Source organism: Bradyrhizobium sp. Ken64 (genome assembly GCF_055807555.1).
Map to the genome: position 1 here is coordinate 84,235 of NZ_JBVVPA010000012.1, position 24,193 is coordinate 108,427.

Annotated in this window: 23 protein-coding genes; 11 read left to right on the top strand and 12 right to left on the bottom strand. The window is 63.7% G+C overall.

The features are described from left to right. Positions 1–212: 212 nt before the first annotated feature. Both AC0L2F_RS20500 and AC0L2F_RS20505 read left to right on the top strand, forming a co-directional pair. Complete coding sequence (locus tag AC0L2F_RS20500; protein ID WP_473249638.1) at positions 213–1,262, top strand: hydroxyacid dehydrogenase; 1,050 nt, start codon at positions 213–215, stop codon at positions 1,260–1,262. Positions 1,263–1,417: 155 nt separating this feature from the next. After that, on the top strand, positions 1,418–1,630 hold the full coding sequence (locus AC0L2F_RS20505; protein WP_007608382.1) for a hypothetical protein: 213 nt from the start codon (positions 1,418–1,420) through the stop codon (positions 1,628–1,630). Positions 1,631–1,634: 4 nt separating this feature from the next. On the opposite strand, the gene AC0L2F_RS20510 is transcribed toward AC0L2F_RS20505, so the two are convergent. The 6 genes from AC0L2F_RS20510 to AC0L2F_RS20535 form a co-directional block, all read right to left on the bottom strand. Continuing rightward, positions 1,635–2,210 carry a GNAT family N-acetyltransferase gene (locus tag AC0L2F_RS20510; protein ID WP_473249639.1) on the bottom strand — a complete coding sequence of 192 codons (576 nt, stop codon included), beginning with the start codon at positions 2,208–2,210 and terminating at the stop codon, positions 1,635–1,637. Between the two features lie 6 nt (positions 2,211–2,216). Beyond that, positions 2,217–4,574, bottom strand: coding sequence for an Orn/Lys/Arg family decarboxylase (locus AC0L2F_RS20515; RefSeq protein ID WP_473249640.1), 2,358 nt, complete (start codon positions 4,572–4,574; stop codon positions 2,217–2,219). A 103-nt stretch (positions 4,575–4,677) separates the two neighbouring features. After that, positions 4,678–6,879 (bottom strand): xanthine dehydrogenase family protein molybdopterin-binding subunit, encoded by a 2,202-nt coding sequence (locus tag AC0L2F_RS20520; protein WP_473249641.1) that lies wholly within the window; start codon positions 6,877–6,879, stop codon positions 4,678–4,680. Positions 6,880–6,886: 7 nt separating this feature from the next. Next, complete coding sequence (locus AC0L2F_RS20525; protein ID WP_063993017.1) at positions 6,887–7,903, bottom strand: FAD binding domain-containing protein; 1,017 nt, start codon at positions 7,901–7,903, stop codon at positions 6,887–6,889. After that, positions 7,900–8,391, bottom strand: coding sequence for a (2Fe-2S)-binding protein (locus AC0L2F_RS20530; RefSeq protein WP_473249642.1), 492 nt, complete (start codon positions 8,389–8,391; stop codon positions 7,900–7,902). Before AC0L2F_RS20530 ends, AC0L2F_RS20525 begins: the two co-directional genes overlap by 4 nt. A 140-nt stretch (positions 8,392–8,531) precedes the next feature. Further along, complete coding sequence (locus tag AC0L2F_RS20535) at positions 8,532–9,011, bottom strand: Lrp/AsnC family transcriptional regulator (RefSeq protein ID WP_007608389.1); 480 nt, start codon at positions 9,009–9,011, stop codon at positions 8,532–8,534. Between the two features lie 134 nt (positions 9,012–9,145). On the opposite strand from AC0L2F_RS20535, the gene ald reads away from it, so the two are divergent. After that, positions 9,146–10,261 (top strand): alanine dehydrogenase, encoded by a 1,116-nt coding sequence (gene ald, locus AC0L2F_RS20540; RefSeq protein ID WP_473249643.1) that lies wholly within the window; start codon positions 9,146–9,148, stop codon positions 10,259–10,261. A 9-nt stretch (positions 10,262–10,270) separates the two neighbouring features. Here the strand turns inward: ald and AC0L2F_RS20545 are convergent, their stop codons facing one another. Beyond that, a complete protein-coding gene (locus AC0L2F_RS20545) occupies positions 10,271–10,906 on the bottom strand; it encodes a DsbA family protein (protein ID WP_473249644.1) in 636 nt (211 codons plus the stop codon). Between the two features lie 239 nt (positions 10,907–11,145). Between AC0L2F_RS20545 and AC0L2F_RS20550 the strand changes: the two genes are divergently transcribed. Continuing rightward, positions 11,146–11,325: a hypothetical protein gene (locus AC0L2F_RS20550; protein WP_231171117.1), complete on the top strand. Its 180-nt coding sequence runs from the start codon at positions 11,146–11,148 to the stop codon at positions 11,323–11,325. Between the two features lie 149 nt (positions 11,326–11,474). Next, positions 11,475–12,533: a YeiH family protein gene (locus AC0L2F_RS20555; protein WP_063993013.1), complete on the top strand. Its 1,059-nt coding sequence runs from the start codon at positions 11,475–11,477 to the stop codon at positions 12,531–12,533. Between the two features lie 198 nt (positions 12,534–12,731). Here the strand turns inward: AC0L2F_RS20555 and AC0L2F_RS20560 are convergent, their stop codons facing one another. From AC0L2F_RS20560 to AC0L2F_RS20580, 5 genes are all read right to left on the bottom strand, one after another. Further along, on the bottom strand, positions 12,732–13,604 hold the full coding sequence (locus AC0L2F_RS20560) for an ABC transporter ATP-binding protein (RefSeq protein WP_007608401.1): 873 nt from the start codon (positions 13,602–13,604) through the stop codon (positions 12,732–12,734). After that, complete coding sequence (locus AC0L2F_RS20565) at positions 13,601–14,509, bottom strand: ABC transporter permease (RefSeq protein WP_088931024.1); 909 nt, start codon at positions 14,507–14,509, stop codon at positions 13,601–13,603. Before AC0L2F_RS20565 ends, AC0L2F_RS20560 begins: the two co-directional genes overlap by 4 nt. Beyond that, on the bottom strand, positions 14,506–15,927 hold the full coding sequence (locus AC0L2F_RS20570) for an ABC transporter substrate-binding protein (protein WP_007608404.1): 1,422 nt from the start codon (positions 15,925–15,927) through the stop codon (positions 14,506–14,508). Before AC0L2F_RS20570 ends, AC0L2F_RS20565 begins: the two co-directional genes overlap by 4 nt. A gap of 181 nt (positions 15,928–16,108) precedes the next feature. Beyond that, a complete protein-coding gene (locus tag AC0L2F_RS20575; protein WP_007608405.1) occupies positions 16,109–16,882 on the bottom strand; it encodes a Crp/Fnr family transcriptional regulator in 774 nt (257 codons plus the stop codon). Between the two features lie 218 nt (positions 16,883–17,100). Then, positions 17,101–17,397 (bottom strand): gamma-butyrobetaine hydroxylase-like domain-containing protein, encoded by a 297-nt coding sequence (locus AC0L2F_RS20580; RefSeq protein WP_007608406.1) that lies wholly within the window; start codon positions 17,395–17,397, stop codon positions 17,101–17,103. 195 nt (positions 17,398–17,592) lie between these two features. On the opposite strand from AC0L2F_RS20580, the gene AC0L2F_RS20585 reads away from it, so the two are divergent. The 6 genes from AC0L2F_RS20585 (at position 17,593) to ytfQ (ending at position 24,093) form a co-directional block, all read left to right on the top strand. Then, positions 17,593–18,366 (top strand): ferredoxin--NADP reductase, encoded by a 774-nt coding sequence (locus AC0L2F_RS20585; RefSeq protein WP_247288901.1) that lies wholly within the window; start codon positions 17,593–17,595, stop codon positions 18,364–18,366. Between the two features lie 104 nt (positions 18,367–18,470). Next, the gene (locus AC0L2F_RS20590) at positions 18,471–20,213 is read left to right on the top strand and encodes a fumarate reductase/succinate dehydrogenase flavoprotein subunit (protein WP_007608408.1); all 1,743 of its coding nucleotides are present in this window, start codon (positions 18,471–18,473) and stop codon (positions 20,211–20,213) included. A gap of 29 nt (positions 20,214–20,242) precedes the next feature. After that, on the top strand, positions 20,243–20,476 hold the full coding sequence (locus tag AC0L2F_RS20595) for a 4Fe-4S dicluster domain-containing protein (RefSeq protein ID WP_007593252.1): 234 nt from the start codon (positions 20,243–20,245) through the stop codon (positions 20,474–20,476). Positions 20,477–20,478: 2 nt separating this feature from the next. Further along, the gene (locus tag AC0L2F_RS20600) at positions 20,479–21,456 is read left to right on the top strand and encodes a HEAT repeat domain-containing protein (RefSeq protein ID WP_007608411.1); all 978 of its coding nucleotides are present in this window, start codon (positions 20,479–20,481) and stop codon (positions 21,454–21,456) included. Between the two features lie 111 nt (positions 21,457–21,567). After that, entirely contained in the window at positions 21,568–22,740 is a 1,173-nt protein-coding gene (locus AC0L2F_RS20605; RefSeq protein ID WP_473249646.1) for a fumarylacetoacetate hydrolase family protein, read from the top strand. 387 nt (positions 22,741–23,127) lie between these two features. Next, on the top strand, positions 23,128–24,093 hold the full coding sequence (gene ytfQ, locus AC0L2F_RS20610) for a galactofuranose ABC transporter, galactofuranose-binding protein YtfQ (protein WP_473249647.1): 966 nt from the start codon (positions 23,128–23,130) through the stop codon (positions 24,091–24,093). Positions 24,094–24,193 lie beyond the last annotated feature (100 nt).

Consider the following 24,193-nt stretch of genomic DNA (forward strand, 5'->3'; position numbering starts at 1 on the left):
TTGTCTTGGTCGTCGCGGCGGTCTGCCGAACTTGACGCAGGCAGCGGGATTGTCAACATGTCCGGGCTGCACCGTGATCTGCGCCAGACGGCCTGCCGCGGCCGGTGCCGCCGTGTCATAAGCGGCAACAACAAGAGAACGGAGGAACGCATGACAGGAGCGCGCGAAACGCTGGCCCTGCGGATCTCCTGGAGAGAGCCGGAAGGGTCCTGATGTCCGTCAACAGCAAGCGCGTCTTCTACGTCAAATATCTGGCCAACCCGATCTATATCGACATTCTGAAGGCGCGGCCCGATGTCCGGCTCGATCGCATCGAGAACGAGAGCCCCGAGGAATATTTCGCGCCGATCATCGAAGCAGCTCATGTCTACCAGATCGGCGCCGCCCGTGACGAACTGGCCCCGCACTTTCATGTCGATGCTGCCTTCCTGAAGCGCGCGCCGAACCTGCTGCTCGTCTCCAGCAACGGCGCGGGATTCGATCCTGTCGACGTCGAGGCCTGCACCGATGCCGGCGTGCTGGTCGTCAACCAGTCCGGCGGCAACGCCCACTCGGTCGCCGAGCATGCGCTGGCGATGATGCTGACGCTGTCCAAGCGCATCATCCAGTCCGATCGCAAGCTCCGCAGGGAGTCCAACGTCAACCGCAACGAACTCGTCGGCAACGAGATCGAGCACAAGACGGTCGGCATCATCGGCCTCGGCAATGTCGGTCGCCGCATCGCCGCGTTGTGCAAGGGCCTGTTCGGCATGAAGGTGCTGGCCTACGATCCGTACCTGACGGCCGAGGTGATGGCCGAGCGGGGCGGCGAGAAGGTCGAGCTCGACGAGCTCTTGCGCCGCGCCGATTTCGTCTCGATCTCCTGTCCGCTCGACAAGGGCAGCCGCAACATGATCAGCGTGCGCGAGTTTGGGTTGATGCAGCCGCATGCGTACTTTATCACCACGGCGCGTGGCTTCATCCACGATGAAGATGCGCTGCTCCAGGCCTTGCGTGACAAGCGCATTGCGGGCGCCGGTCTCGACGTCTGGTCCAAGGAGCCGCCGCCGCCGGAGCATCCGCTGCTCCAGTTCGATAATGTGCTGGCGAGCCCGCATACGGCCGGCGTCACGATTGAGGCGCGGCAGAACATGGGCCGGATCGCCGCCGAGCAAGTGCTGCAGACGCTCGACGGCAAGCGCCCGCCGCGCATCATCAATCCCGAGGTCTGGCCACGCTATGCCGAGCGATTCAAGCAGGCGTATGGTGTGACGCCGGGGTAGTCGGCAGTCGCTTTGTCCTTCCGTGGGCGGCGCTTCTGCCGCCTAATGATCGGTGGGGGGAACCGCGCCCGACTTTGATCCGCGTCAAAATCTCCCTCCCGGATTCCGCCTAAATGGGATTAGAGTGAGCGCCGCCGGGGCAGGCAGGAGGTCCCATGTCGACTTATGTGGTCAGGTTCATGAAGGACGTGCTCGGCCAGTACGGCCGGCAGATCGAGGTGTGCCAGGGCACGCTCGAGATCGACGCTTCCGACGAGGACGAAGCCAGAGAGCGGGCGAAGGCGAGGTTTTGCGAGGACCAGGCGTTGCACCACTGGTCGTTGCATGCCGACCGCATCCAGGTCAGACCGGCTGACTTTCCATCGTGAGGGCCTAGCGCCGGGGCACCGTGACAGGTGGCGCAGTGACGCCAGCGCCGAGCGAGCGCTGTACCATGACGGTGTCGGACCAGTGACCGTGGCGATAGGCGACACCACGCAGAAGGCCGGCGCGCGCGAAACCGAACTTCTCGTGCAACGCCAGCGAGGGGGCGTTGTCGGCATCGATATAGCCGATCATCTGGCGGAAGCCGGCGGCTGCACAAGCATCGATCAATTCCTGGAGCAACAGCCTTCCGACCCCGCGGCCAAGATGCTCGTGGTGGACGTAGATCGAATGCTTGGCGGTGTAGCGATAGGCTGGACGCTTGCGGAACAGCACGGCGTAGGCATAGCCCACGACTTCGCCGCGGTAGGCCGCGACCAGATGCGGCAGGCGGGTCTGCTTCAGGTTCTTGCGCCGGTCGCGCAGATCGTCCGGCTCGGGCGCACCAGTTCCCTCGACGTCGCGCGGCACGCCGTTGCGGACGTGATGGCGGTAGATCGCCAGCATCGCCTCGACATCGCTCTCGCGTGAGGGCCGGACCAGGACCGGCCCGTCATCCGGGCGCGCAATCGCAGTTTCGTTCATCGGCACCTACTCGGTAACGACGTAAGTATAGAGCCCGATGCGCCCCTGCGCATCGATCTCCTTGTAGACGCCCTGGATTTCCACGTCGAAGCCCGGGAACGTGTTGAAGCAGGTCTCGAACATCTTGAGATAATCCAGCATGGGCTTGGCCCGTTCCGTCAGCCGCTCGCCGGGCACGATGGTGGCGATGCCGGGGGGATAGACCACGAAGGGTGTGGTGGCGATACGGCCCGTGATCGCCTCGATCGGCAGATAGTCGACATCGTTGCGGAACAGGTAGCGCGCGGCATCGCGGGGCGACATCGCGATGTCAGGCATGTGCTCGGGCATGAACTGTCGCGCCTGAAGCGCGCTGACGTCGGCGGCGCGAAAGAAGCGGTGCATCTCGCCGCAGAGGTCGCGCAGCCGCACGCCGGCATAGCGCGCCTGCCGCCGCTGGGAGAACTCCGGGATAACGTCCGCAAGCAGCGCATTGTCGTCGTGCAGCCGCTTGAAGGCGACGAGACCGGAGATCAGCGTGCCCGCCTTGCTTGCCTCGACGCCCGGGGTAAGCAGGAAGAGCAGGGAGTTGAGGTCGTTCTTCTCGGGGACGATGCGGTTCTCGCGGAGATATTGCGCGACGACCGGAGCGGGGATGCCGTGATCGACATAGCCGCCGGTGATGCGATCGAAGCCGGGCGTGAGCAGCGTCAGCTTGTTCGGATCGGTCATGGCGAAGCCTTCGCTGAGGCCAGGGAAGCCATGCCAGGCGCTGTCGGGGGAGAGCTGCCACAGCGCAGGATTGGTGGCGAGCTCGTCGGTGGAGAGTGTTTCCCAGGCGACGTTGTGCGAAGCGCCGGCGTGGCTGACATCGGGGATGGCGACGCGATCGGGGACGAAGGGTTCGAAGAACCAGCGCCTGTCCGGATTCTGCTCCTTCTCCTCGAACTCCCTGCGCATCGCGCGGATCTTCTTGCGCAGCTCGATGCCGAGCCGGATGGTGTCGTCCCACAGCACTTCGCCGGAGCGGCCCTTCATCATCTGCGCGCCGACGTCGAGCGAGGCGAACAGCGGGTAGAATGGCGACGTGGAAGCGTGCTGCATGAAACTTTCATTGAAGCGGCGGTGCTCGACGCGTCGCTTCTGGCCGCGGATGTGACGATCCTTGATGTGGATTTGGGATGCCTGCGAGAAGCTCGCAAGCTGCTTGTGGGTCGACTGCGTCGCGATGATCCCGGGTGCCTCGGGGGGAAGGTTCGCCAGCCCCATGGCGAAGCGGCCCGCATAGAGCGGGTGGAACTTCATGAAGCCGGCCCAGGCCTCGTCGAACAGGATGTACTCGCAGAGATGGCCGATGCGCTTCAAGATCATCTCGGCGCTGTGGATGGTGCCGTCATAGGTGCACTGCTCGACCACGGCGACGCGGAACGGCCGTTCCTTGCGCCAGGCGTCCTTGTCCGTGACCAGGGGATGATTGCGGATTGCCTCGCGCAAGGCTTTCTCGTCCAGCATGTCCCAGCGCATCGGGCCGATCAGGCCCCAGGCATTGCGGATGGTCGGCACGTAGACCGGGACGCCGCCATTGATCATCAGCGCGCCATGATGGGCGGCCTTGTGATTGTTGCGGTCGAACAGTACGAGATCGCCGTCGGTGACGAGGGCGCCGAGCGCAACCTTGTTCGAGGTCGAGGTTCCATTGAGCACGAAGTAGGTCTTTTCCGCGCCAAAGATCTGGGCGGCTTCCTTCTGTGCCTTCAACGCCGGTCCTTCATGGGTGAGGAGGTCGCCCAGGTCGAGCACGGAATTGTCGAGATCGTCGCGGAACACGGACTCGCCGAGATGTTCGACGAAGACCCGTCCGATGGGGCTGCGGTTGTAGAACACGCCGCCATTGTGGCCCGGACAGGTCCAGAGCTGGTTGCCCTCCTCGGCATAGTCGACCAGCGCGCCGAAGAACGGCGTCTTCAGCGTCTCCGCATATTGCTTCAGACGGCTGATCAGGTTCTTGGCGATGAAGGTCGGTGTCTCCTCCGACAGGAAGACATAACCGTCGATGAAGTCGAGCACCTCGACCGGGAGATCCTCGAACCGCTTGCGCCGGATCAGGAGGATGATCGGGAAATCGAGGCCGCGTCGCCGCATCAAATTGATCAGCGCCGAGGTCTTGCCCTCCAAGCCCTTCTTGCCCCAATCCACCACCATGCAGCCGATCGCGGCATCGGTCTGCACCGCCATCTCCGCGTCCTCCAGCTTGCGGGCGCGAACGACCTCGAAGCCGGAACGCTGGATCTCCTCGATGATCTGGTTGAAGCGCACACCTTCGAGGTCGTCGGCGTCGAACACAGGTGCGGCGAACAGGAAGTTGAAGCGCTTGAAATAGTCCATTGTCCATCCCGAATGTGCGAGACCGACAGGTCTCGACACATTTGATGACAGCTGGATGACAGGGGGCGCGGTCCCGAGTGGGCCGGGTCGGATGACCGGCGGCTCAGTCGAGCAGCTTGTCCAGTGTGATCGGGAAGCGGCGGATGCGTTTGCCGGTGGCATGATAGACGGCGTTCGCGATCGCGGCGGGGACGCCGACGATGCCGATCTCGCCCAATCCCTTGATGCCGAGCTTGTTGATACGATTGTCCGGCTCGTCGACGAAGATCACGTCGATGTCGTGAACATCTGCATTCACGGGAATGTGGTACTCGGCGATGTTGGCGTTCATGATCCGGCCAAAGCGGTGATCCATCACCGTCTCCTCGTGCAGTGCCATCCCGATTCCCCAGACCACGCTGCCCATGATCTGGCTGCGGCCAGTCTTGGTGTTGAGAATCCGCCCGGCCGCGACGGCGCTCACGACCCGCGTCACGCGGATGACGCCCAGCTCTTCGTCCACCTTGACCTCGGCAAAGACGGCTGAATGGGTATTGCGCGCGTGCTTCTTGTCCTCACCGAACTGGTTGAGCTTTTCCTTCTCGATGCGTTCGACGCCGCCATGGCGCATCGCGTCGGCGATCGAGACCGCACGGCTGGTGTCGCTGGCCCCGGCAATGCTGCCGTCGATCAGGACCGTATCGGCCAACTCGGCGCCGGCAAGCGGCGAGCCTGGGATTTTCCCGGCCAGACCTAACAGCTCCTTGCGCACCTCCTCGGCGGCTGCGAGCACCGCATGTGCGCTCGAGGCGGCCATCCAGGAGCCGCCCTCGACCGGCGCCTGCGGCAGACTGGAATCTGCGAGCCTGACGCTGATGTTCTCGATCGGCAGGCCCAGCGCATCGGCCGCGACCTGCGCGACAATGGTGTAGGTGCCGGTGCCGATGTCGGATGCGGCGCAGGACACCTCGGCATGTCCGTTCGACGTCAGCACGATACGGACGGCGACCGGCATCTGCAGTGCTTCCCACACCCCCGTCGCCATGCCCCAGCCGACCAGATCCTTGCCGTCGCGCATCGAGCGCGGTGCAGGATTGCGTTTGCTCCAGCCGAAGGCGTCCGCGCCGCGCGCGTAGCATCCGCGCAACTGCTTGCTGGTGTAGGGCAGGTTTTCGCTCTGGTCGCGATCCGAGTAGCACTTCAGCCGCAGTTCGATCGGGTCGAGCTTGAGTGCCACGGCGAGCTCGTCCATCGCGCATTCGAGCGCGCAGACGCCCGACGCCGCGCCCGGTGCGCGCATGTCGCAGGGCGTGGAGACGTCAAGGTGAACCAGCTTGTGGGAGAAGCGGCTGTTCGGGCTCTTGTAAAGCTGTTCGGCCCAGCCGGTATCGTTGCGTGCAAAATCCTCATAGCGCGAGGTGACGGCAGTGGCCTCGTGCGTGACCGCATCGAGCGTACCATCTGATTTCGCGCCCAGCGCGACGCGTTCGATGGTCATCGGCCGGTAGCCGAGCCCGTACATCTGCTGCCGCGTCAGCACGACGCGAACGGACCGCTTCAGCGCGAGCGCGCCGAGCGTTGCCAGTACCACCTGATATTGCGGCCGCAAGCCGGAGCCGAAGGCGCCGCCGACGTATGGCGAGACCACGCGAATGTCATCGGGCTTCTTGTCGAACACGCTGCAGAGAAATTTGTGGACGTTCTGGACGCCTTGGGTCTTGTCGTAGATCGTGAGCTTGCCACTGCTGTCCCAGACCGCCGTGGTCGCATAGAGCTCCGTCGGGTTGTGATGCTCGGTCGGTATCACGTAGTCCGCCTCGTGGCGCACGTCAGCTCCCGCAAGGGCGGCTGCGGCGTCGCCACGAGGATTGTGCGGCTTGTCCTTCTCGGCAGCATTGCTGCGCTCGCCTTCGAGGTCGGTCGCAAAACCATACTGCTCATATTCGATCCGAACGAGCGTCGCGGCGAATTTCGCGGTTTCCCAGTCCTCTGCGACGACAAGTGCGATCGGCTGGCCGTTGAACTTGATCGTGTCATCGTAGAGCGGGCGGAAAGGTGACCCGTCCGGTGCAACCTCGTCCTTCCAGGACTCGTCGTTGTCGGCGAGCGGCGGACGGTTCGCATGCGTGAGCACGTCAAGCACGCCCTCGATCTGCAGCGCCGCATTGGTGTCGAGCCGGGCAACGCGCCCGCATGGAATGGTGGCCTCGACGACAAAGCCATGGAGGAGCCTGTCGGCCGGAAATTCGCAGGCGTATTTGGCGGCCCCGGTGACCTTGGCCCGGCCGTCGACACGCGACGTCGGCGTTCCCACATAAGCGTTCATAGGGTCCTCACGCGATCTTCTTGTGGGCCTGGGATTGCGGCGTGGCGTTCGCCGCCTGTGTCAGCGTCCGCACGATGGCGCGGCGTGCGAGTTCGACCTTGAAGCCGTTATGGGAGCGGGCCGTTGCTCCCTGGAGCAAGAGTTCCGCGACGCGGGCGAAATGGTCGGGCGTCGCGGCCTGGCCGCGCAACGCCGCTTCGGCTTCGAGGCTGCGCCAGGGCTTGTGAGCCACGCCGCCGAGCGCCACGCGTGCCCCGCTGATCGCGTTGCCCTGCAATTCGAGCGCGGCGGCAACCGAGACCACAGCAAAAGCATAGGACATGCGGTCGCGAATTTTCAGGTAGCTGTAGTTTTGAGCAAAGCCGCCCGGCGGCAGTTCGATCGCCGTGATGATCTCGCCGGTGCCGAGATTGGTGTCCACATGAGGCTTATCGCCGGGCAGCCGATGGAAATCGGTCAGCGCAATGGTGCGTTCGCCGGATGGACCCGCGATGTGCACGAGCGCATCGAGCGCGGCAAGCGCCACGCTCATGTCGGATGGATTGGTCGCGATGCAGGCGGCGCTCGTGCCCAGGATCGCATGGTTGCGGTTCAGCCCGTCCATCGCCGAGCAGCCGCTGCTGGGATGTCGCTTGTTGCAGGGCGTGGCCGTGTCATAGAAATAGGCGCAACGCGTTCGCTGCATCAGATTGCCGCCAACGGAGGCCATGTTGCGCAGTTGCGCCGAGGCGCCGGCCAGAATGGCGCTGGCGAGCAGGGGATACCGCTGCTCGATCAGCGGATGGTAGGCGAGGTCCGAGTTCGGCACCAGAGCGCCGATGCGCAAGGACCCGCCGGGTGTCTCCTCGACCTTGCGCAGCGGCAGGCGGGAAATGTCGATCAGCCGAGTGGGGCGTTCGACATTCTCTTTCATCAGGTCGATCAGATTTGTGCCGCCGGCAATGAGTTTTGCGCCGGGATCGGCGGCGAGCAAGCGGATCGCGTCGGCGACATCATTGGCTCGAGCGTACTGGAAGTTGTTCATGGCTGGCCCATTGCCTGCTGGATGGCGGCGACGATGTTCGGATAGGCGCCGCAGCGGCAGAGGTTTCCGCTCATCAACTCCCGGATCTCGTCGGTATCTCTGGCACGGCCTTCGGCGAGCAGTCCGGCCGCCGAACATATCTGTCCCGGCGTGCAATAGCCGCACTGGAAGGCGTCATGGTCGATGAAAGCCTGTTGCAGGGGATGCAGCGCGCCATCCTTGGCAAGACCTTCGACGGTCGTGATCTCCGCGCCGTCCTTCATGACGGCGAGCGTGAGGCAGGAATTGACGCGCCGGCCGTCCACCAGCACCGTGCAGGCGCCGCACTGACCATGGTCGCAGCCCTTCTTGGTGCCGCTCAGCGCAAGATGGTCGCGCAAGGCATCGAGCAGCGTGGTCCACGGCACGAGATCGAGCGTGTGACTGACGCCGTTGACGACAAGCTGAATCGGAATGCGTTCGGGAATCTGGTGCGTGAGATCGCCCATGTCCTGCTCCCTGCGACGGCGACGATGCCGGACGTCAGCCGTGTCGACGCGGGGGGCACGCCTCCGACGGCCAATAGCGCCCAACGGACCACCGGCCGGTTGGTTCCTTGGAGGCAATTCGCCTTTCCGAGAGGTTGCGGTCAGCGCTTTGCTTCGCCGAACACCACATTCGGCACGGCGCGGTTGACAACCTCGCGCAGCGCGAAGCTCGATTGTACCCGCGCGACGCGCGGCAGGCGCGACAGCTCCATGCGGTGGATGCGCTCGAAATCCTGGATGTCGCGGGCGAGCACGATCAGAATGTAGTCGTCGGTCCCCGACATCAGGAAGCAGCGCACGACGGACGGGCATTTCACCACCTCCGCCTCGAACGCCTTCAACGCCTCGTCGCTCTGGCTTTCCAGCGCGATACGGACCAGCACCGTGGTGGTGAGGCCGAATTGTGCGAGGTCGAGTGCGGCCTGATAGCCCTGGATGTAGCCGTCGTCCTCGAGCGTCTTCTGCCGCCGCGCGAGCGCGGTGCTGGACAGGCCAACCTTGTTGGCGAGCTCGGTGTGGCTGGCCCGCGCATTGGTCGTGAGTTCCGCGAGGATGGCGAGATCTTTCCGGTCGAGGGCCAAAGTTTCGTTTCCAGCGTGAAAGGGCGTTTGCGCGCCGGAAACCGGCGCAGGGAGGCCAAAGCTAGCGGATATTTGCACGAAACCAAACCGGGCACGTCGCTACGATCATGAGGTGCATCAAAAGGAGGCCCGGGATGCGCGTGGGTGTGCCCAAGGAAATCAAAGTACAGGAATATCGCGTCGGGCTCACCCCGGGCGCAGTCCGCGAATATGTCGCAGCAGGGCACGAGGTGACAGTCGAGACCGGCGCGGGCGGCGGCATCGGCGCCTCCGACGAAGTCTATAGGCGGGCAGGGGCCACCATTGCCGAGAGCGCGCGCGACATCTTCGCGAAGTCCGACATGATCGTGAAGGTGAAGGAGCCCCAGAAAAGCGAGTGGGCCCAGCTCCGCGAAAGCCAGATCCTGTTCACCTATCTCCATCTCGCGCCGGATCCCGAGCAGGCCGGGGGTTTGCTCGCCTCCGGCTGTACTGCGATCGCCTATGAAACCGTCACCGACGCGGCCGGTCACCTCCCCCTGCTTGCGCCGATGAGCGAAGTCGCCGGCCGCCTCGCCATCGAGGCCGCCGGCGCCGCACTCAAGCGTTCGGCCGGCGGCCGCGGGCTGCTGCTGGGCGGTGTTCCTGGTGTGCAGCCGGCGCGGGTCGTCGTGCTCGGGGGCGGCGTAGTGGGAACGCAAGCCGCGCGCATGGCCGCAGGCCTTGGCGCCGAGGTGACCGTGATCGACCGTTCTATCCCCCGCTTGCGCGAACTCGATGATCTCTTTGCCGGGCGCGTGCGCACCCGCTTCTCCACCATCGAGTCAGTCGAGGAGGAGGTGTTCGCTGCCGACGTCGTGATCGGCGCGGTGCTGGTGCCGGGCGCGAGTGCGCCCAAGCTCGTCACGCGTGCGATGCTGGCATCGATGCGACCGGGCGCCGTGCTGGTCGACGTCGCCATCGATCAGGGCGGCTGCTTCGAGACCTCGCACCCGACCACGCATGCCGATCCGACCTATCTGGTTGACGGCATCGTTCATTATTGCGTGGCCAATATGCCCGGCGCGGTGCCGGTGACGTCGAGCCAGGCGCTGAACAACGCGACGCTGCCGTTCGGCCTGATGCTCGCGAACAAGGGCTTCGCGGCGGTGCTGGAAAACCCACATCTGCGCAACGGACTGAATGTGCATCGCGGCCGCATCACCAACAAGGCGGTGGCGGAGAGCTTAGGGCTGGAGTTTGCTCCGGTGGAGAGTGGACTGGCGGCGTAGCGTTGCTGTTCATACCGGCTTGCGATGGCGGCTGCCGAGCGCGGCCTCGATCGTCCCGGGCTTCTCGATGCGTTCGATCAGCATGTCGATGCGGTCGCCGCCCCAGAACAGCTCGCCGTTGAACACCATGGTCGGTACGCCGAACACGCCAAGCGCTTCGGCCTCGTCGATGATGCGGTCGTGTTCGGCGCGGGCAGGGCCGTTGACGTAGGCTTCGAACTCGCTGGCTGAGCCACCGCAGGACGTGATGACGTCAGTGATTGCGGCGAGATCGTCGATCTCGAGCTCATGGCTCCAGAACCGACGAAACACCGTGTCGTGATAAGGCCGGAAGAAGCCGTGCTGCTGGGCGAATAGCATGCCGACGCTGGAGTAGAACGCGTCGTAGATCCGCCGGGGACCTTTCATGACGAGCCCTTGCGCATTGGCATAGCGCCGTGCGTCCATATAGGCGTAGCGCACCTTGCGCCAGAAATGCGGCGTGCGCTCTTCCACGGTCCCCATGAATTCGGCGACGCGTAGCGTATAGGGCAGCCATTCGAGCTCGACGCCGTGCGTCTCCTGCAGTTCGAACAGGCGCTTGTTGGCGACGAACGCGTAGGGGCTCTTGTAATCCGTGTAGATGCGCACGCGGGGGTTTGGCATAGGCAGATTCCTTTCATAGCGCGGCGCTACCTGCCAACCGGGGCGCGGGTGCTAAAATAGGCCGGAAGAAGAAAACTATTGCCCCGGGTCCGTCCGGCGGAAGGAGTTTCCCCTCCGGGAGGCAAAAAAGCCAATCGCTTCCATTGCTGTTTGGGGCCGAAACGACGACATTTCCATCAGAAATTGATGGATTGATTGCTATGGAACGCACCGGGTTTGAGCCTTTCGGCGAGCAATTGGTGTCCGCAACGGACACCCAGCCGCGCTCGCGCGGGTCAAAGCTGCTGCTGCGGGTTGGCACCGGCCTGTTCTGGTCGCTGGTCGCCGGCATCGTACTGGCGCGTGCGGCCTTCTTCGAGCCCGGCGTCTACGACGGCTTCAGCCGCGTCGCCTCGCTGGCCAAGAGCCTGATCTTCTAAGGCGCGCCTGATCTTCTAAAGGGCGCCTGACCTTCCGAGCCGGATTATTCCGGGCTGAGGATAGAACTTCCCTCGGCTCTGATATGTCGAAAACTTATTTCCCAATCGGCTGGCGCTGCGTATAAATCCTTCTCCTCTGGGAGAGATTTGTGTCGCAGAATCAAGCATCCAGCCCGGCCGACGCCAAGCCGACCACGGCCACCAGCCGCATCGTCGCGCTGATTCCCGGGATCCTCCTCTGCATCGCCGTGGCCGGCGTTTCGGCCCTGCTCGAACGGGCGGAATTGGGCGTCTTCGAACATCCCTATGTCGAGGCGCTGGTGATGGCGATCTTGCTCGGCATGGCCGTGCGCAGCTTCTGGAAGCCTGCGCCGCGCTGGCAGTCCGGCATCGCCTTCAGCGCCAAGCAACTGCTCGAAGTCGCCGTCATGCTGCTGGGGGCCTCGATCAGCTTTGCCGCGATCGCCGCATCCGGCGTCGCGCTGTTGGCATCGATCGCAGCCATTGTCGTGATCGCGCTCAGCGTCTCCTTCGGCATCAGCCGCCTGCTCGGTCTCTCGACGCGGCTCTCGATCCTGATCGCCTGCGGCAACTCAATCTGCGGCAACTCGGCGATTGCGGCGGTGGCGCCGATCATCGGTGCCAACAATGACGAGATCGCATCCTCGATCTCCTTCACCGCGATCCTCGGCGTGATGATGGTGCTCGGTCTGCCGCTGCTGATCCCGCTGCTGCAGCTATCGGCCACGCAATACGGTATCCTCGCAGGCCTCACCGTCTATGCCGTGCCGCAGGTGCTAGCCGCGACGGTGCCGGCCGGGCTCGTCTCGACGCAGATCGGCACGCTCGTCAAGCTGATGCGCGTGCTGATGCTCGGGCCGGTCGTCGTCGGCCTTTCGCTGACGGCCTCGCGCTGGCACAGCGACGCCAAGAAGACCAATGTCGGCTTCTTCCGCCTGGTTCCGTGGTTCATCCTCGGCTTCCTTGCGCTGGCGACCCTGCGATCCCTGGAGATCGTGCCGGGCACGGTGGTCGGTCCGGTGACGAAGATCACCAGCTTTCTCACGGTGGTGTCGATGGCGGCGCTGGGCCTGGGTGTCGACGTCCGTGTGCTGGCCAATGTCGGGGGCAGGGTGACGGCGGCCGTGACGTTGTCGCTGTTGCTACTGCTCGGCATCAGCATCGCGCTGGTGCACTGGTTCAAGTAGAAGCAATCGCGCGGCGATGGCAGTGCACCCTCTCCCCCTTGTGGGAAAGGGTGGCTCGCCGCGCAGCGGCGAGACGGGTGAGGGGTTCTATCCGCGAGTCAATCTGTAGCAGGGAGCACGCGAAAGCATACCCCTCATCCGGCGCTTCGCGCCACCTTCTCCCACAAGGGGAGAAGGGAAGTAACCATCGAGAAATCGCTAAATCACATCCGCGAGCGAATGCCCGTGCAGCTCGATGTTCAGCCCCTGCATGCCCATGTCGTTGAGCTCGCCGCCCATCGCCTTGATGCTCTCCTCGCGGATCAGCGACATCAGTCCGCGGCGCAATGCCAGGAATTCCGACGACATCATCATCGACTGCTGCCGCGGCCGCTCCAGCGGGATCGGAATCTCCGCCTTGATCGAGCCGGGGCGTGCGGTCATGCAGTAGACGCGGTCGGACAGGAAGATCGCCTCGTCGATGTCGTGGGTGACGAACAGCACCGAGATCTTCAGCCGCTGCCACATGTTGGTGAGAATCTGCTGCATGATGACCCGGGTCTGCGCGTCGAGCGCGCCGAAGGGCTCGTCCAGCAGCAACACTTTGGGTCCCGTCGCGAGCGCACGCACGATGCCCACGCGCTGCTTCATGCCACCTGAGAGTTTCTCGGGATAATGCTTTTCGAAGGCTTCGAGGCCCGCGAGCCCCAGCAGCGTGCGCGCGGCCCGTTCGCGCTGCGAGCGCGGCATGCCGCGCATCTTCAGGCCGAACTCGACGTTCTCCCGCACCGTCTTCCAGGGAAACAGCGAATACTGCTGAAACACCATGCCGCGCTCGGCGCTGGGGCCGTTCACCTTCTCGCCGTCGACGGTGACGATGCCCGTGGTCGGCTTGAGGAAACCCGCGACGGCATTGAGCAGCGTCGACTTTCCGCAGCCGGAGGGACCGACGATCGAGACGAACTCGCCCGGATTCACATGAATCTGCGTATCGGTGACGGCTTCGACCGGCCCCTCGATGCTGTCGTAGCTGAGGGAGAAATTCCTGACTTCGATATGGCCCTGCGGTGCCTTGACAACGATCTCGCTCATCTTGACCTCCACGGCATCACCAATTGTCCGGCCCCCCGGATCAGCATGCTCGATCCGAGGCCGAGCACGCCGATCGCGATCATGCCGAGCGCAATGTCGGCATACTGGACCAGCGAATAGGCCTCCCAGGTGAAATAGCCGATGCCGTACTGCCCCGAGATCATCTCGGCGGCGATCAGCGACACCCAGGCCACGCCCATGCCGACGGTGAGGCCGGTGAAGATGTGCGGGAGCGAGGCCGGAAAATACACGTCGCGGAAGATCGAGCGCTCCCGCGCGCCGAGACATTGCGCGGCGCGCACCAGCACGGGATCCACCAGCGACATGCCGTGCAGCGTGTTGACCAGGATCGGGAAGAACGAGCCGAGGAACGTGATGTAGACGATGCTCTGCTCGTTGGTCGGCCACAGCATGATCGCCATCGGCACCCATGCGATCGCCGGGATCGGCCGCAGCACCTCCGCCACGGGGAAGATGATCTCGTGGGCGAGCTTGAAGCGGCCCATGATCAGGCCGAGCGGCACGGCGACGATGGCCGCGAGCGAGAAGCCGAAGAAGATGCGCCGGCAGCTCAAGAGCACGTGCAGCAGGAATTTGGGATCGTGGATCGCCTTGGTGAAGCTCGCATAGACCGCGAGCGGCGAGGGCACGTTGGTGAAGCGCACGAAGAACACGACGCGATAGGTCGTCAGCAGATGCCAGACCAGCAGAAAAGCGAGCAGCGAGATGATGCCGATCGCGGTCGCGCGCAGCCCGCCCCGGTTGAGCCGGTACCAGCGCAACGCGAGCGTGCCGAAGGAGGGTGGGGATGCGGGTGGCGTGGAGGCAGGCAAGGCGCTTGCCTCCGCGATTGCACTTGCCGGCATGCTGTCCTCGGGATGTCTGAGGAGGGCGGGACTGCTCACGTCTTGCCCCCGCCGACCGCCGCCTTCACTGCGTCGTCGAAGCCGAGCACCTTGCCGCTGGTCTTGGCGGCATAGGCTTCGGCGTCCTTCTTCAACAGGAACGGCGCAACCTCGCCATTGCCGACCGCGAAGAAAGCCTGGTCGGCGAACAGCTTGATGCCGCGGGTGGTATCGAAGACGTAGGCGACGTTGATCTTCTTGCCCTTGGCCTTGTAGTCGGCATAGGCGGCGAGCGTGCAACTGGCCGACGAGAAGGGCATGATGCCTGCCTCGTCGATCCAGACCTCGCCGGCCTTGCGCGGATCGGCAATCGGCTTCTTGCAGAAGGAGTCTTCGCCGGAGATCTCGTAGTTGCTGGCGCTCGCGAGCCGCGCGTCGTAGTCGAGCTTCATCTCGGCATAGGCTTTGCGGATGTAGCTGTCGTCGACCCACTTCTTCGGGTCGAACTCCTTCATCCGGCCGAGGTTCTGCAGCACCTTGACGTCGGCCGCAGCGGCGTCGATCAGCGCCGGCTTGATCGAGGGATCGGTGGTCATGTTGCCGCTGGGGCCGAGGAAGATGTAGACGACCTCCTTGTTGATGCCGGTCCATTCCTGGATTTTCTCCGCGGCGAGCTTGGGATCGTCGCGCAGCCACTGATTGGCGGCGATCAGGGCCTTGAAATATGCGACGACGACTTCGGGATATTTCTCGGCGAAATCGGTGCGCACCACGATGCCGTGGAAGGTCGGCAGATTGGTCTCGACGCCGTCAAAGATCTTTCGCGCAAAACCGCGGAACGGCAGCAGCTCGGCGAACGGAACGAAATCGGCATGCGCGTCGATCTTCTTCTCCTGGAGATTGGTCGAGCCGACCTCCGGGCTCTGGCTGACCAGCTGGAAGAAATCCGACGCGTAGCCGCGGTCCTGCATCGCCTTCAGCACCATGCCGTGCGCGGCCGAGCCAAACGGCACGCTGACGAGCTTGCCTTTGAGATCCGCGAGATCGTAGTAGGGCGAGTCCTTGTGAACGACGATGCCGTTGCCGGAGCCCGACAGGCTGTAGGCGGCCATGCCGACCAGCCGGCTCTTGCTCTCCGGATTGCTGTCGAACGTGAAGCCGTTCACGATCAGCGGATAGTCGCCCATCATGCCGATCTGCAGCTTGTTCGCCATCATCGCATTGGTGACGGGCGGACCGGAGGTGAAGTTCTGCCACTCCAGCTCGAACTTGATGTTGGCGTATTTGCCGTCCTTCGGCAGATATTTTTCGAGGAGATGGAGCTGGCGGATGACGACGCCGGCGGTCACCGTGTTGGTCGTGGTGTCCTGCGTTCCAATGCCGAGCGTGACGGTTTCCGCCGCGGCCGGCTGCGCGAGGAGAAGCGCCAGCGACGTCACCGACATCGCGATCGAGAGCGTGGGAAGATGGCGGACCATTCTCATCCTCATTCGGTTGGATGTGCTGTGGTTGCCATGATTGGGTGAGGGCGTGGGCAGGGCAAATCCGGAATGAGCGCCACAGTCGATTAGTTGCCGGGAAAAGTTGATTGCATAGTCCTTGGGCAGTCCTGCACTATAAAGCCGCTTGCATGGGCACCAGCCCTGGTCGCAAGCTCCATCAGTCGGCCGCCTGGCCTCGCATCTCTTCCAGCACGTCGGACCGGCAGACCACGATCTGCGAGCGCTTTGTCAGCACGATCCCCTTTTCCTGCATGCGCTTCAGGCTGATCGTGACCCATTGCCTGGTGGCGCCGACCATGTGGGCGATATCGGCATGGGTGAAGGCGGCCGCGATCACCCGGCCGTCGGCGTCATCGACGCCATAGAGGTCGACGAGATGGAGCAACAGATGCGCAAGGCGCTGTGTGATCGAGCGCGTTCCCAGCATCTGGGCCAGCGCCGAATAGCACTTGCCCTTGAAGGTCAGGCCTTCAATCAGGCCGATCGCGAGGTTCGGAATCTCGACCGCAAGGGATCGCAGCTCCTTTCCGGGCAGATGCACCACGCTGCAATTGCTGGATGCAACGCCGGACCATTGATGCACGGTACCTTCGAACACTTCGGGGCCGCCGACGAAATTGCCGACATGCCAATAGGCCAGCGTGATCTCGCGGCCGAGCGGGGAGGTGTAGAACACCCGGATACGGCCGCTCTCGATCAGCCAGATACCGTCATGCTTGCCACCCTGGCTGAATAGCGTCTGGCCACGGTTGAGCACTTTTCGGCGGCCCTGCTTCAGCACCAGCTCCCGTTCGCGCTGGCTGAGCTTGTCCATCAACGCCGGCGGTCCGCCGATCCATTGCTGGTTCTCGGTGAGCAGCAGCGAGGAACCGCCCGCAGGCCGGGCCGTTGCGGGGCCCGTCCCGCGAACCACATTGGCCGCCTGCAACATCGTCTGCCTCCGGAACGTTCAAACCGTTCTAAAGAGGAGCAATGTCCGTGCCAGATGGCCGCGTTCTCCCTGTCATCGCCCGCGAAAGCGGGCGATCCAGTATTCCAGAGGCGTCAGTGGGAGACGGTGAGGGCGCGGCGTACTGGATTCCCCGCTTTCGCAGGGAATGACAGCGGAGTTTGTGGCCGCGGGGTGCCAATCTCACGGCTGCGTCGTGCCTAGCGCCCCGCCAAGCTCAGCAAATACGGCTTCGGGTAAATCCCCCGATTGTGCCCATCCGAGAACGAGATGTTCAGCCCGTAACCGAGATCGCCGATCTCGGTGATTGCGATGCCTGGAAACCGCTCGGGGAAGCGGCCGTCGAAGCGGGCGCGGGTGCAGTGGGCGCATTTGCAGGAGAGGCGGAGCGTTTCCGCCGGCAAGTCCAGCGTGTCGTCCTCAGCGGTGCGGACGCGCAGCGTCGCGAGGTCGGCGCTTGCTTCGTAATCTGCCACGGTCGGTGCCACCAAGGTCATGACGTGTCTCCGACCCTTCTCTACGTTGCCGCAGTGCTGCGGCGATAGCAACTAATTGCCAGGCGCTGATCGTCGCTGCCTGCCGTTCGATCATCGCCCACGAAATGTGAAACTAATCGACCGGGAATTTCAGTTCGGCGTTGCCGGATTCCTGTCTCTCCGAAACCTTGTGCGCAATCGAGGTCAGGAGAGACAATGAGCGCATTTCAGAAGGAAACGGTCCTGTCGGTCAGGCACTGGACCGACAGCCTGTTCAGCTTCACCGCGACGCGCGATCCGGGCTTCCGCTTCCAGAACGGCCAATTCGCGATGATCGGGCTGGAAGTCGAGGGCAAGCCGTTGCTGCGGGCCTACAGCATGGCGAGCGCCAATCACGAGGAGGCGCTCGAGTTCTTCTCGATCAAGGTGCAGGACGGTCCGCTGACCTCGCGGCTTCAGAAGATCAGAGAGGGGGACGTCATCCTGGTCGGCCGCAAGGCCACGGGCACGCTGATCACCGGCAATCTCATTCCCGGCAAACGCCTGTTGCTGCTCTCGACCGGAACGGGACTCGCGCCGTTCGCCAGCCTGATCAAGGACCCCGACGTCTACGAGAATTACGAGACCATCGTGCTCGCCCATGGCTGCCGCCAAGTCTCCGAGCTCTCCTATGGCGAGCACCTCGTCGAAGGCTTGCGCGATCACGAGTTCTTCGGGCCGCTGATTCGGGACAAGCTCGTCTACTATCCCACCGTTACCCGCGAGCCGTTCAGGAATCGCGGCCGCATCTCCGACCTGATCGCGTCAAACCAGCTCTTCGACGACATCGGTCTATCAGGCCTCGATATCGAGACCGACCGCATCATGCTGTGCGGCAGCCCGGCGATGCTGGAGGAACTTCCCGCGATGTTGTCCGCACGTGGCTTTGTCGAGGGCAATCACAGCCGGCCCGGCCATTTCGTGATCGAAAAGGCCTTTGTCGAGCGCTGAGGCGCAAATCGCAGCCCGGCGACAACTAATTGCTATCGCCGGGACGCCTGCTGAACAAATCTGATGCAAAGGCGCCGGACCTGCCGGCGAGCCAGGAGCAAGCGATGTCACTAGATCAGATCGTCGACGGACTTTCGGAGGTTTCCTGCGACGTGCTCGTCATCGGCGGCGGCACTGCCGGCCCGATGGCGGCGTTGAAGGCGAAGCTGAAGAATCCGAAGGCCAACGTCGTCCTGCTCGAGAAGGCCAACGTCAAGCGCTCCGGCGCGATCTCGATGGGCATGGACGGCTTGAACAACGCCGTCATTCCCGGCTACGCGACGCCGGAGCAGTACACCAAGGAAATCACCATCGCCAATGACGGCATCGTCGATCAGAAGGCGGTCTACAAATACGCGCAGAACTGCTACTCGATCATCGAGGAACTCGACAGTTTCGGCATCCGCTTCCTGAAGAACGAGAACGGCGACTACGCCGTCAAGAAGGTCCACCACATCGGCACCTACGTGCTGCCGATGCCGAACGGCGAGACCGTGAAGAAGGCGCTGTATCGCCAGCTCCGTCGCGCCCGCATCCTGATCTCCAACCGCTACATGGCGACGCGGCTCCTCAAATCCGCCGACGGACGTATTGCCGGCGCGATCAGCGTCAACACCCGCACCGCCGAGATGCTGGTGATCAAGGCCAAGGCCGTCATCCTGTGCATGGGCGCCGCCGGCCGTCTCGGCCTGCCGACCTCCGGCTACATGTTCGGCACCTACGAGAACGCTGCCAATTCCGGTGACGGCTATTCCATGGCCTATCACGCCGGTGCGGCACTGGCGAACCTCGAATGCTATCAGATCAATCCGCTGATCAAGGACTATAACGGCCCGGCCTGCGCCTATGTCGCCGGTCCCTTCGGCGCCTTCACCGCCAACAACGAGGGATCGCGCTTCATCGAATGCGATTACTGGTCCGGCCAGATGATGCTGGAGTTCTACAACGAGCTGCTGTCCGGCAAGGGCCCGGTGTTTCTCCAGCTCAAGCATCTCCATCCCGACACCATCTCGGAGATCGAATCGACGCTGCACAAGGTTGAGCGTCCCACACGCGGCCTGTTCCAGCAGGGGCGCGGGGTCGACTACCGCAGCGAGTCGATCGAGATGCATATCTCCGAGATCGGCTTCTGCTCCGGTCACAGTGCGTCGGGCGTGTTCGTCGACGACAACGCGCGCACCACCGTGCCGGGCCTCTATGCCGCCGGCGACATGGCCAGCGTGCCGCACAATTACATGCTAGGTGCCTTCACCAACGGTTCGGTCGCCGGCATCGACGCGATGGAATTCGCGGACAATCACGACTTCGCGGAATTCGACGCGGCCGATGTCGCCAGCGAACGTGACCGCGTCATGGCGCCGACCAAACGCGAGGACGGCATTCCGCCGAACCAGATCGAGTACAAGACCCGGCGCCTCGTCAATGACTATCTCCAGCCGCCGAAAGTCACGCGCAAATACGAGCTCGGCATGCGCCGGCTCGCCGAAGCGAGGGAGGACATGCAGGAGCGCATGATCGCGCGCAATGCGCACGAGCTGCTCCGCGCGCTCGAAGTCCAGTCGATCATGGACTGCGCGGACATGGCAGTGCATGCCTCGCTCTACCGCGAGGAAAGCCGCTGGGGCCTATACCACTGGCGGACGGATTTCCCGGAGAAGGACAACGAGAACTGGTTCTGCCACACGCTGCTGAGCAAGCAGGACGGCAAGATGACCAGCGAGAAGCGTGCCGTGGAGCCCTACATCGTACCGATCGCCGACGATGAGAAGGATCTCTACGACAAGCAGCGCATCCGCGCGACAGCCTGACCCGCCGCACAAATACTAGGAGACATACGATGCCTCTCGCTTCCTATCAGACATCGGTTCCGGTGGTCGTCGACGACGCCAAATGCATCGCGGACAAGGGCTGCACCGTGTGCGTCGACGTCTGTCCGCTCGACGTACTGCGGATCAGCGATATGACCAACAAGGCCTACATGGCCTACGACGAATGCTGGTACTGCATGCCCTGCGAGGCGGATTGCCCGACCGGCGCCGTCACCGTCAACATTCCCTATCTCCTGAGGTAGCCATGGCGAGCCCGTTCGAATCCTACGACGATCTCGAAGATGCCGACGAGCGGCTCCAGGCCGCCGATCCAGGGGAGCGCCGCGTTGCCATCATCGCGCTCGGCCATTCCGGCGATCCCGCCGCCGTCGGGCATCTCGCCAAAATGGTCGCCGATCCCGATGCCGGCGTCCGCCAGCAGGTTGCGATGGCGCTTGGCGAGTTCGACGGGCCGGAGGCCGCGAGCGCGCTGGTGAAGCTGCTGGTCGATCCTGAGAGAATCGTTGCGTCCGCCGCGGCCGACAGCATGGCGGAGTTCAAGGATCCGGCTTGCGCCGAGATCATCCTGCCGCTGGTTAGGCATGCCCACGCCTTCGTCCGCATGGGCGCGTTGCGTGCACTGAAGGAGCTGCGCTGCAGGGATACGCTGAAACCCGCGCTGGAAGCGCTCCAGGATTCCGATGCCGCCGTACGGGTGCAGGCGATCGGGGTGATCGGGTTCCTCAAACTGGAGGAATCCATTCCGGCGCTGACCGCGCTGATCAACGATCCCGACGCGCATGTGCGCCGTGCCGCTGTCAGCGCGCTCGCCTTCTCGCAGATGAAGCCCGCGGCCGAGATGATCACGCGCGCGTTGAAAGATTCGGACTGGATGGTGCGGGAGATGGCCGCGGAAACGCTGGGCCTCAACGTCAACGGCTCGATCGCCGTCGACCCGCTCATCGCTTCGCTCACTGACGAGTTCTGGCAGGTGCGTCTGAAGGCAATCCGCAGCCTTGGCCGGATGAAGATCGAGCGCGCGGTTCGCCCGATCGGCAATTGCGTCAACCACGACCAGGCCAATTTGCGGAAAGAGGCGGCTGCTGCGCTCGGCGAGATCGCCCACCACGACGGCGAAGCCTTCCTTGCCGTCATCGCCGACGATCCCGATCCCGAGGTGCGCAAGAACGCGCGCTGGGCGCTTCAGCAGATTGCGGCCCGGAAAGCGCGGGCGGGGGCATAGGAGCGCGGCGGGCTGCCGCGCTGGACTTCCCGTCCCAGACGTTTATTGGTCTTCGCCAATGTGATAGGCCTCCGCGAGCGAGGCCGATCCGAAAAGAGCGAGGATACGCCCATGACCACATTGACGGTAAAGGACCTTCTTCCCGAGGACGGCACGCGGGGAACGCTCGTCGGCCGCGTCTGGCTGCCGCAGGCGAATGGCCCGGCCGTGGTCGCCGTGCGCGGCGATGGTGTGTTCGACGTCACCGCAAAATTCCCGACCGTCAGCACGCTCTGCGAGGAGGACGATCCGGCGAAGGCGCTTGCCGCGACCAGGGGCGAGCGCATCGGCGATCTCGATGCTATGGTCGCCAACACGCCCCTCGATCAGCGCGATCCGAAAAAACCGTGGTTGCTTGCACCCGTCGATCTCCAGACGCTGAAGGCGGCCGGGGTGACCTTCGCCATCTCGATGCTGGAGCGCGTGATCGAGGAGCGGGCGAAAGGCAATCCGGCCTCGGCCGAAGCGATCCGGACGGAAGTGACGCGGCTGATCGGCGATGATCTGTCGAAGCTCAAGCCCGGCTCGGACCAGGCGATGCACCTGAAGCAGGTGCTGATCGACCAGAACGCCTGGAGCCAGTATCTCGAGGTTGGCATTGGCCCCGATGCCGAGGTCTTCACCAAGGCGCCGACCTTGTCGTCGGTCGGCACCGGCATGGATGCGGGGCTGCATCCGAAATCGACCTGGAACAACCCCGAGCCCGAGCTGGTGCTGTTCGTCTCGAGCCGTGGCAAGATCGTCGGCGGCGCGCTCGGCAACGACGTCAATCTGCGCGACTTCGAGGGCCGTTCGGCACTGCTGTTGTCGAAGGCCAAGGACAACAACGCCTCGTGCTCCATCGGCCCTCTGCTGCGCCTGTTCGACGACAGCTTTACCCTCGACGACGCCCGCAAGCTCGACATCAGCCTGAACGTGAAGGGGCAGGACGGTTTCGTCCTCGACGGCCATTCCTCGATCAGCATGATCAGCCGCGATCCGACCGATCTGGTCGAGCAGACCATCGGCAAGGTGCACCAATATCCAGATGGCTTCGTGCTGTTCCTCGGGACCATGTTCGCGCCGGTCAAGGATCGCGACGCGCCGGGACAGGGGTTCACCCACAAGCGCGACGACATCGTCACGATCTCGGCGCCCCAGCTCGGCAAACTCGTCAACCGCATGCGAACCAGCGACGAGTGCGAACCCTGGACCTTCGGCATCGGCGCGCTGATGAAGAACCTGGCGCAGCGGAAGCTGATCTAGAGCCGGCTTCGTTGCCCGGCCGACAGCGGGCGATTGCACATCGAAATCAGAGAAGATCGTCCTGCCCGGGCTTGTCCCGGGCATCCACGTTCTTGATCCCGCACGGCAAGGCCGTGGATGGCCGGGACAAGCCCGGCCATAGCGATGTGGCGCTGCTAGGCCGCATCGTTTCATTCATCTCCCCGTTGCATCGGCGGAACTAAATCGCTCCGAGTGTGTCGTACAACGGCCGTCAAGCCTTGCTCGCGCTGCGTATAAATAGTCAAATAATATGACTAGTCGGAACCAAACTTCCGTGAAATAGTCCCTCCCGCCGCCTCAAAGGTCGGCCTGTGGGTGCGATGCTACCAATCAGCGCCCCGGATAACATTTTGGGAGACACGCCTGATGATCCTCAAAGCCCTCTTTGCGGCCAGCGCCACGGCCGCGTTGCTGCTCGCGCTGCCGGCGAATGCCGCCGAGCTCACCATCGGCTTCTCGCAGATCGGATCGGAATCCGGCTGGCGCGCGGCCGAGACCTCGGTCTCCAAGCAGGAGGCTTCCAAGCGCAAGGTCACTCTCAAGATCGCCGACGCGCAGCAGAAGCAGGAGAACCAGATCAAGGCGATCCGCTCCTTCATCGCGCAGAATGTCGATGCGATCTTCCTCGCGCCCGTCGTCTCGACCGGCTGGGACTCGGTGCTGAAGGAAGCTAAGGAGGCCAAGATCCCGGTCGTGCTGCTCGACCGCGACATCGATCCCTCCGGCAAGGAACTCTATCTCACCGCCGTGACCTCCGACAGCGTGCATGAAGGCGAGGTCGCCGGCGACTGGCTGGCGAAGACCGTCGGCGGCAAAGCCTGCAACATCGTCGAACTGCAGGGCACGGTCGGCGCCAGCGTCGCCGCTAACCGCAAGAAGGGTTTTGACACCGCCATTGCCAAGCATGCGAACCTGAAGGTGGTGCGCAGCCAGACCGGCGACTTCACCCGCGCCAAGGGCAAGGAAGTGATGGAAAGCTTCATCAAGGCCGAAGGCGGCGGCAAGTCGCTTTGCGCGGTCTATGCGCACAACGACGACATGATGGTCGGCGCGATCCAGGCGATGAAGGAAGCCGGCCTCAAGCCGGGCAAGGACATCCTCACCGTCTCGATCGATGCGGTCCCCGACATCTTCAAGGCGATGGTCGCCGGCGAAGCCAATGCCACGGTCGAGCTGACGCCGAACATGGCAGGCCCCGCACTCGATGCCATCGCGGCCTTCAAGGACAAGGGCACCGTTCCGCCGAAATGGATCCAGACCGAGTCGAAGCTCTACACGCCCACCGATGATCCGCAGAAGATCTACGACAGCAAGAAGGGCCTCGGTTACTGAGGCGAGAGTGCCGCCGGACGGCCGTGTTTCGGCCGTCCGGCGATCCCGCTCGAAACCGCCACGCGAACGAACAGGCTCCGTGTCCGCATCGTCAGCGGGC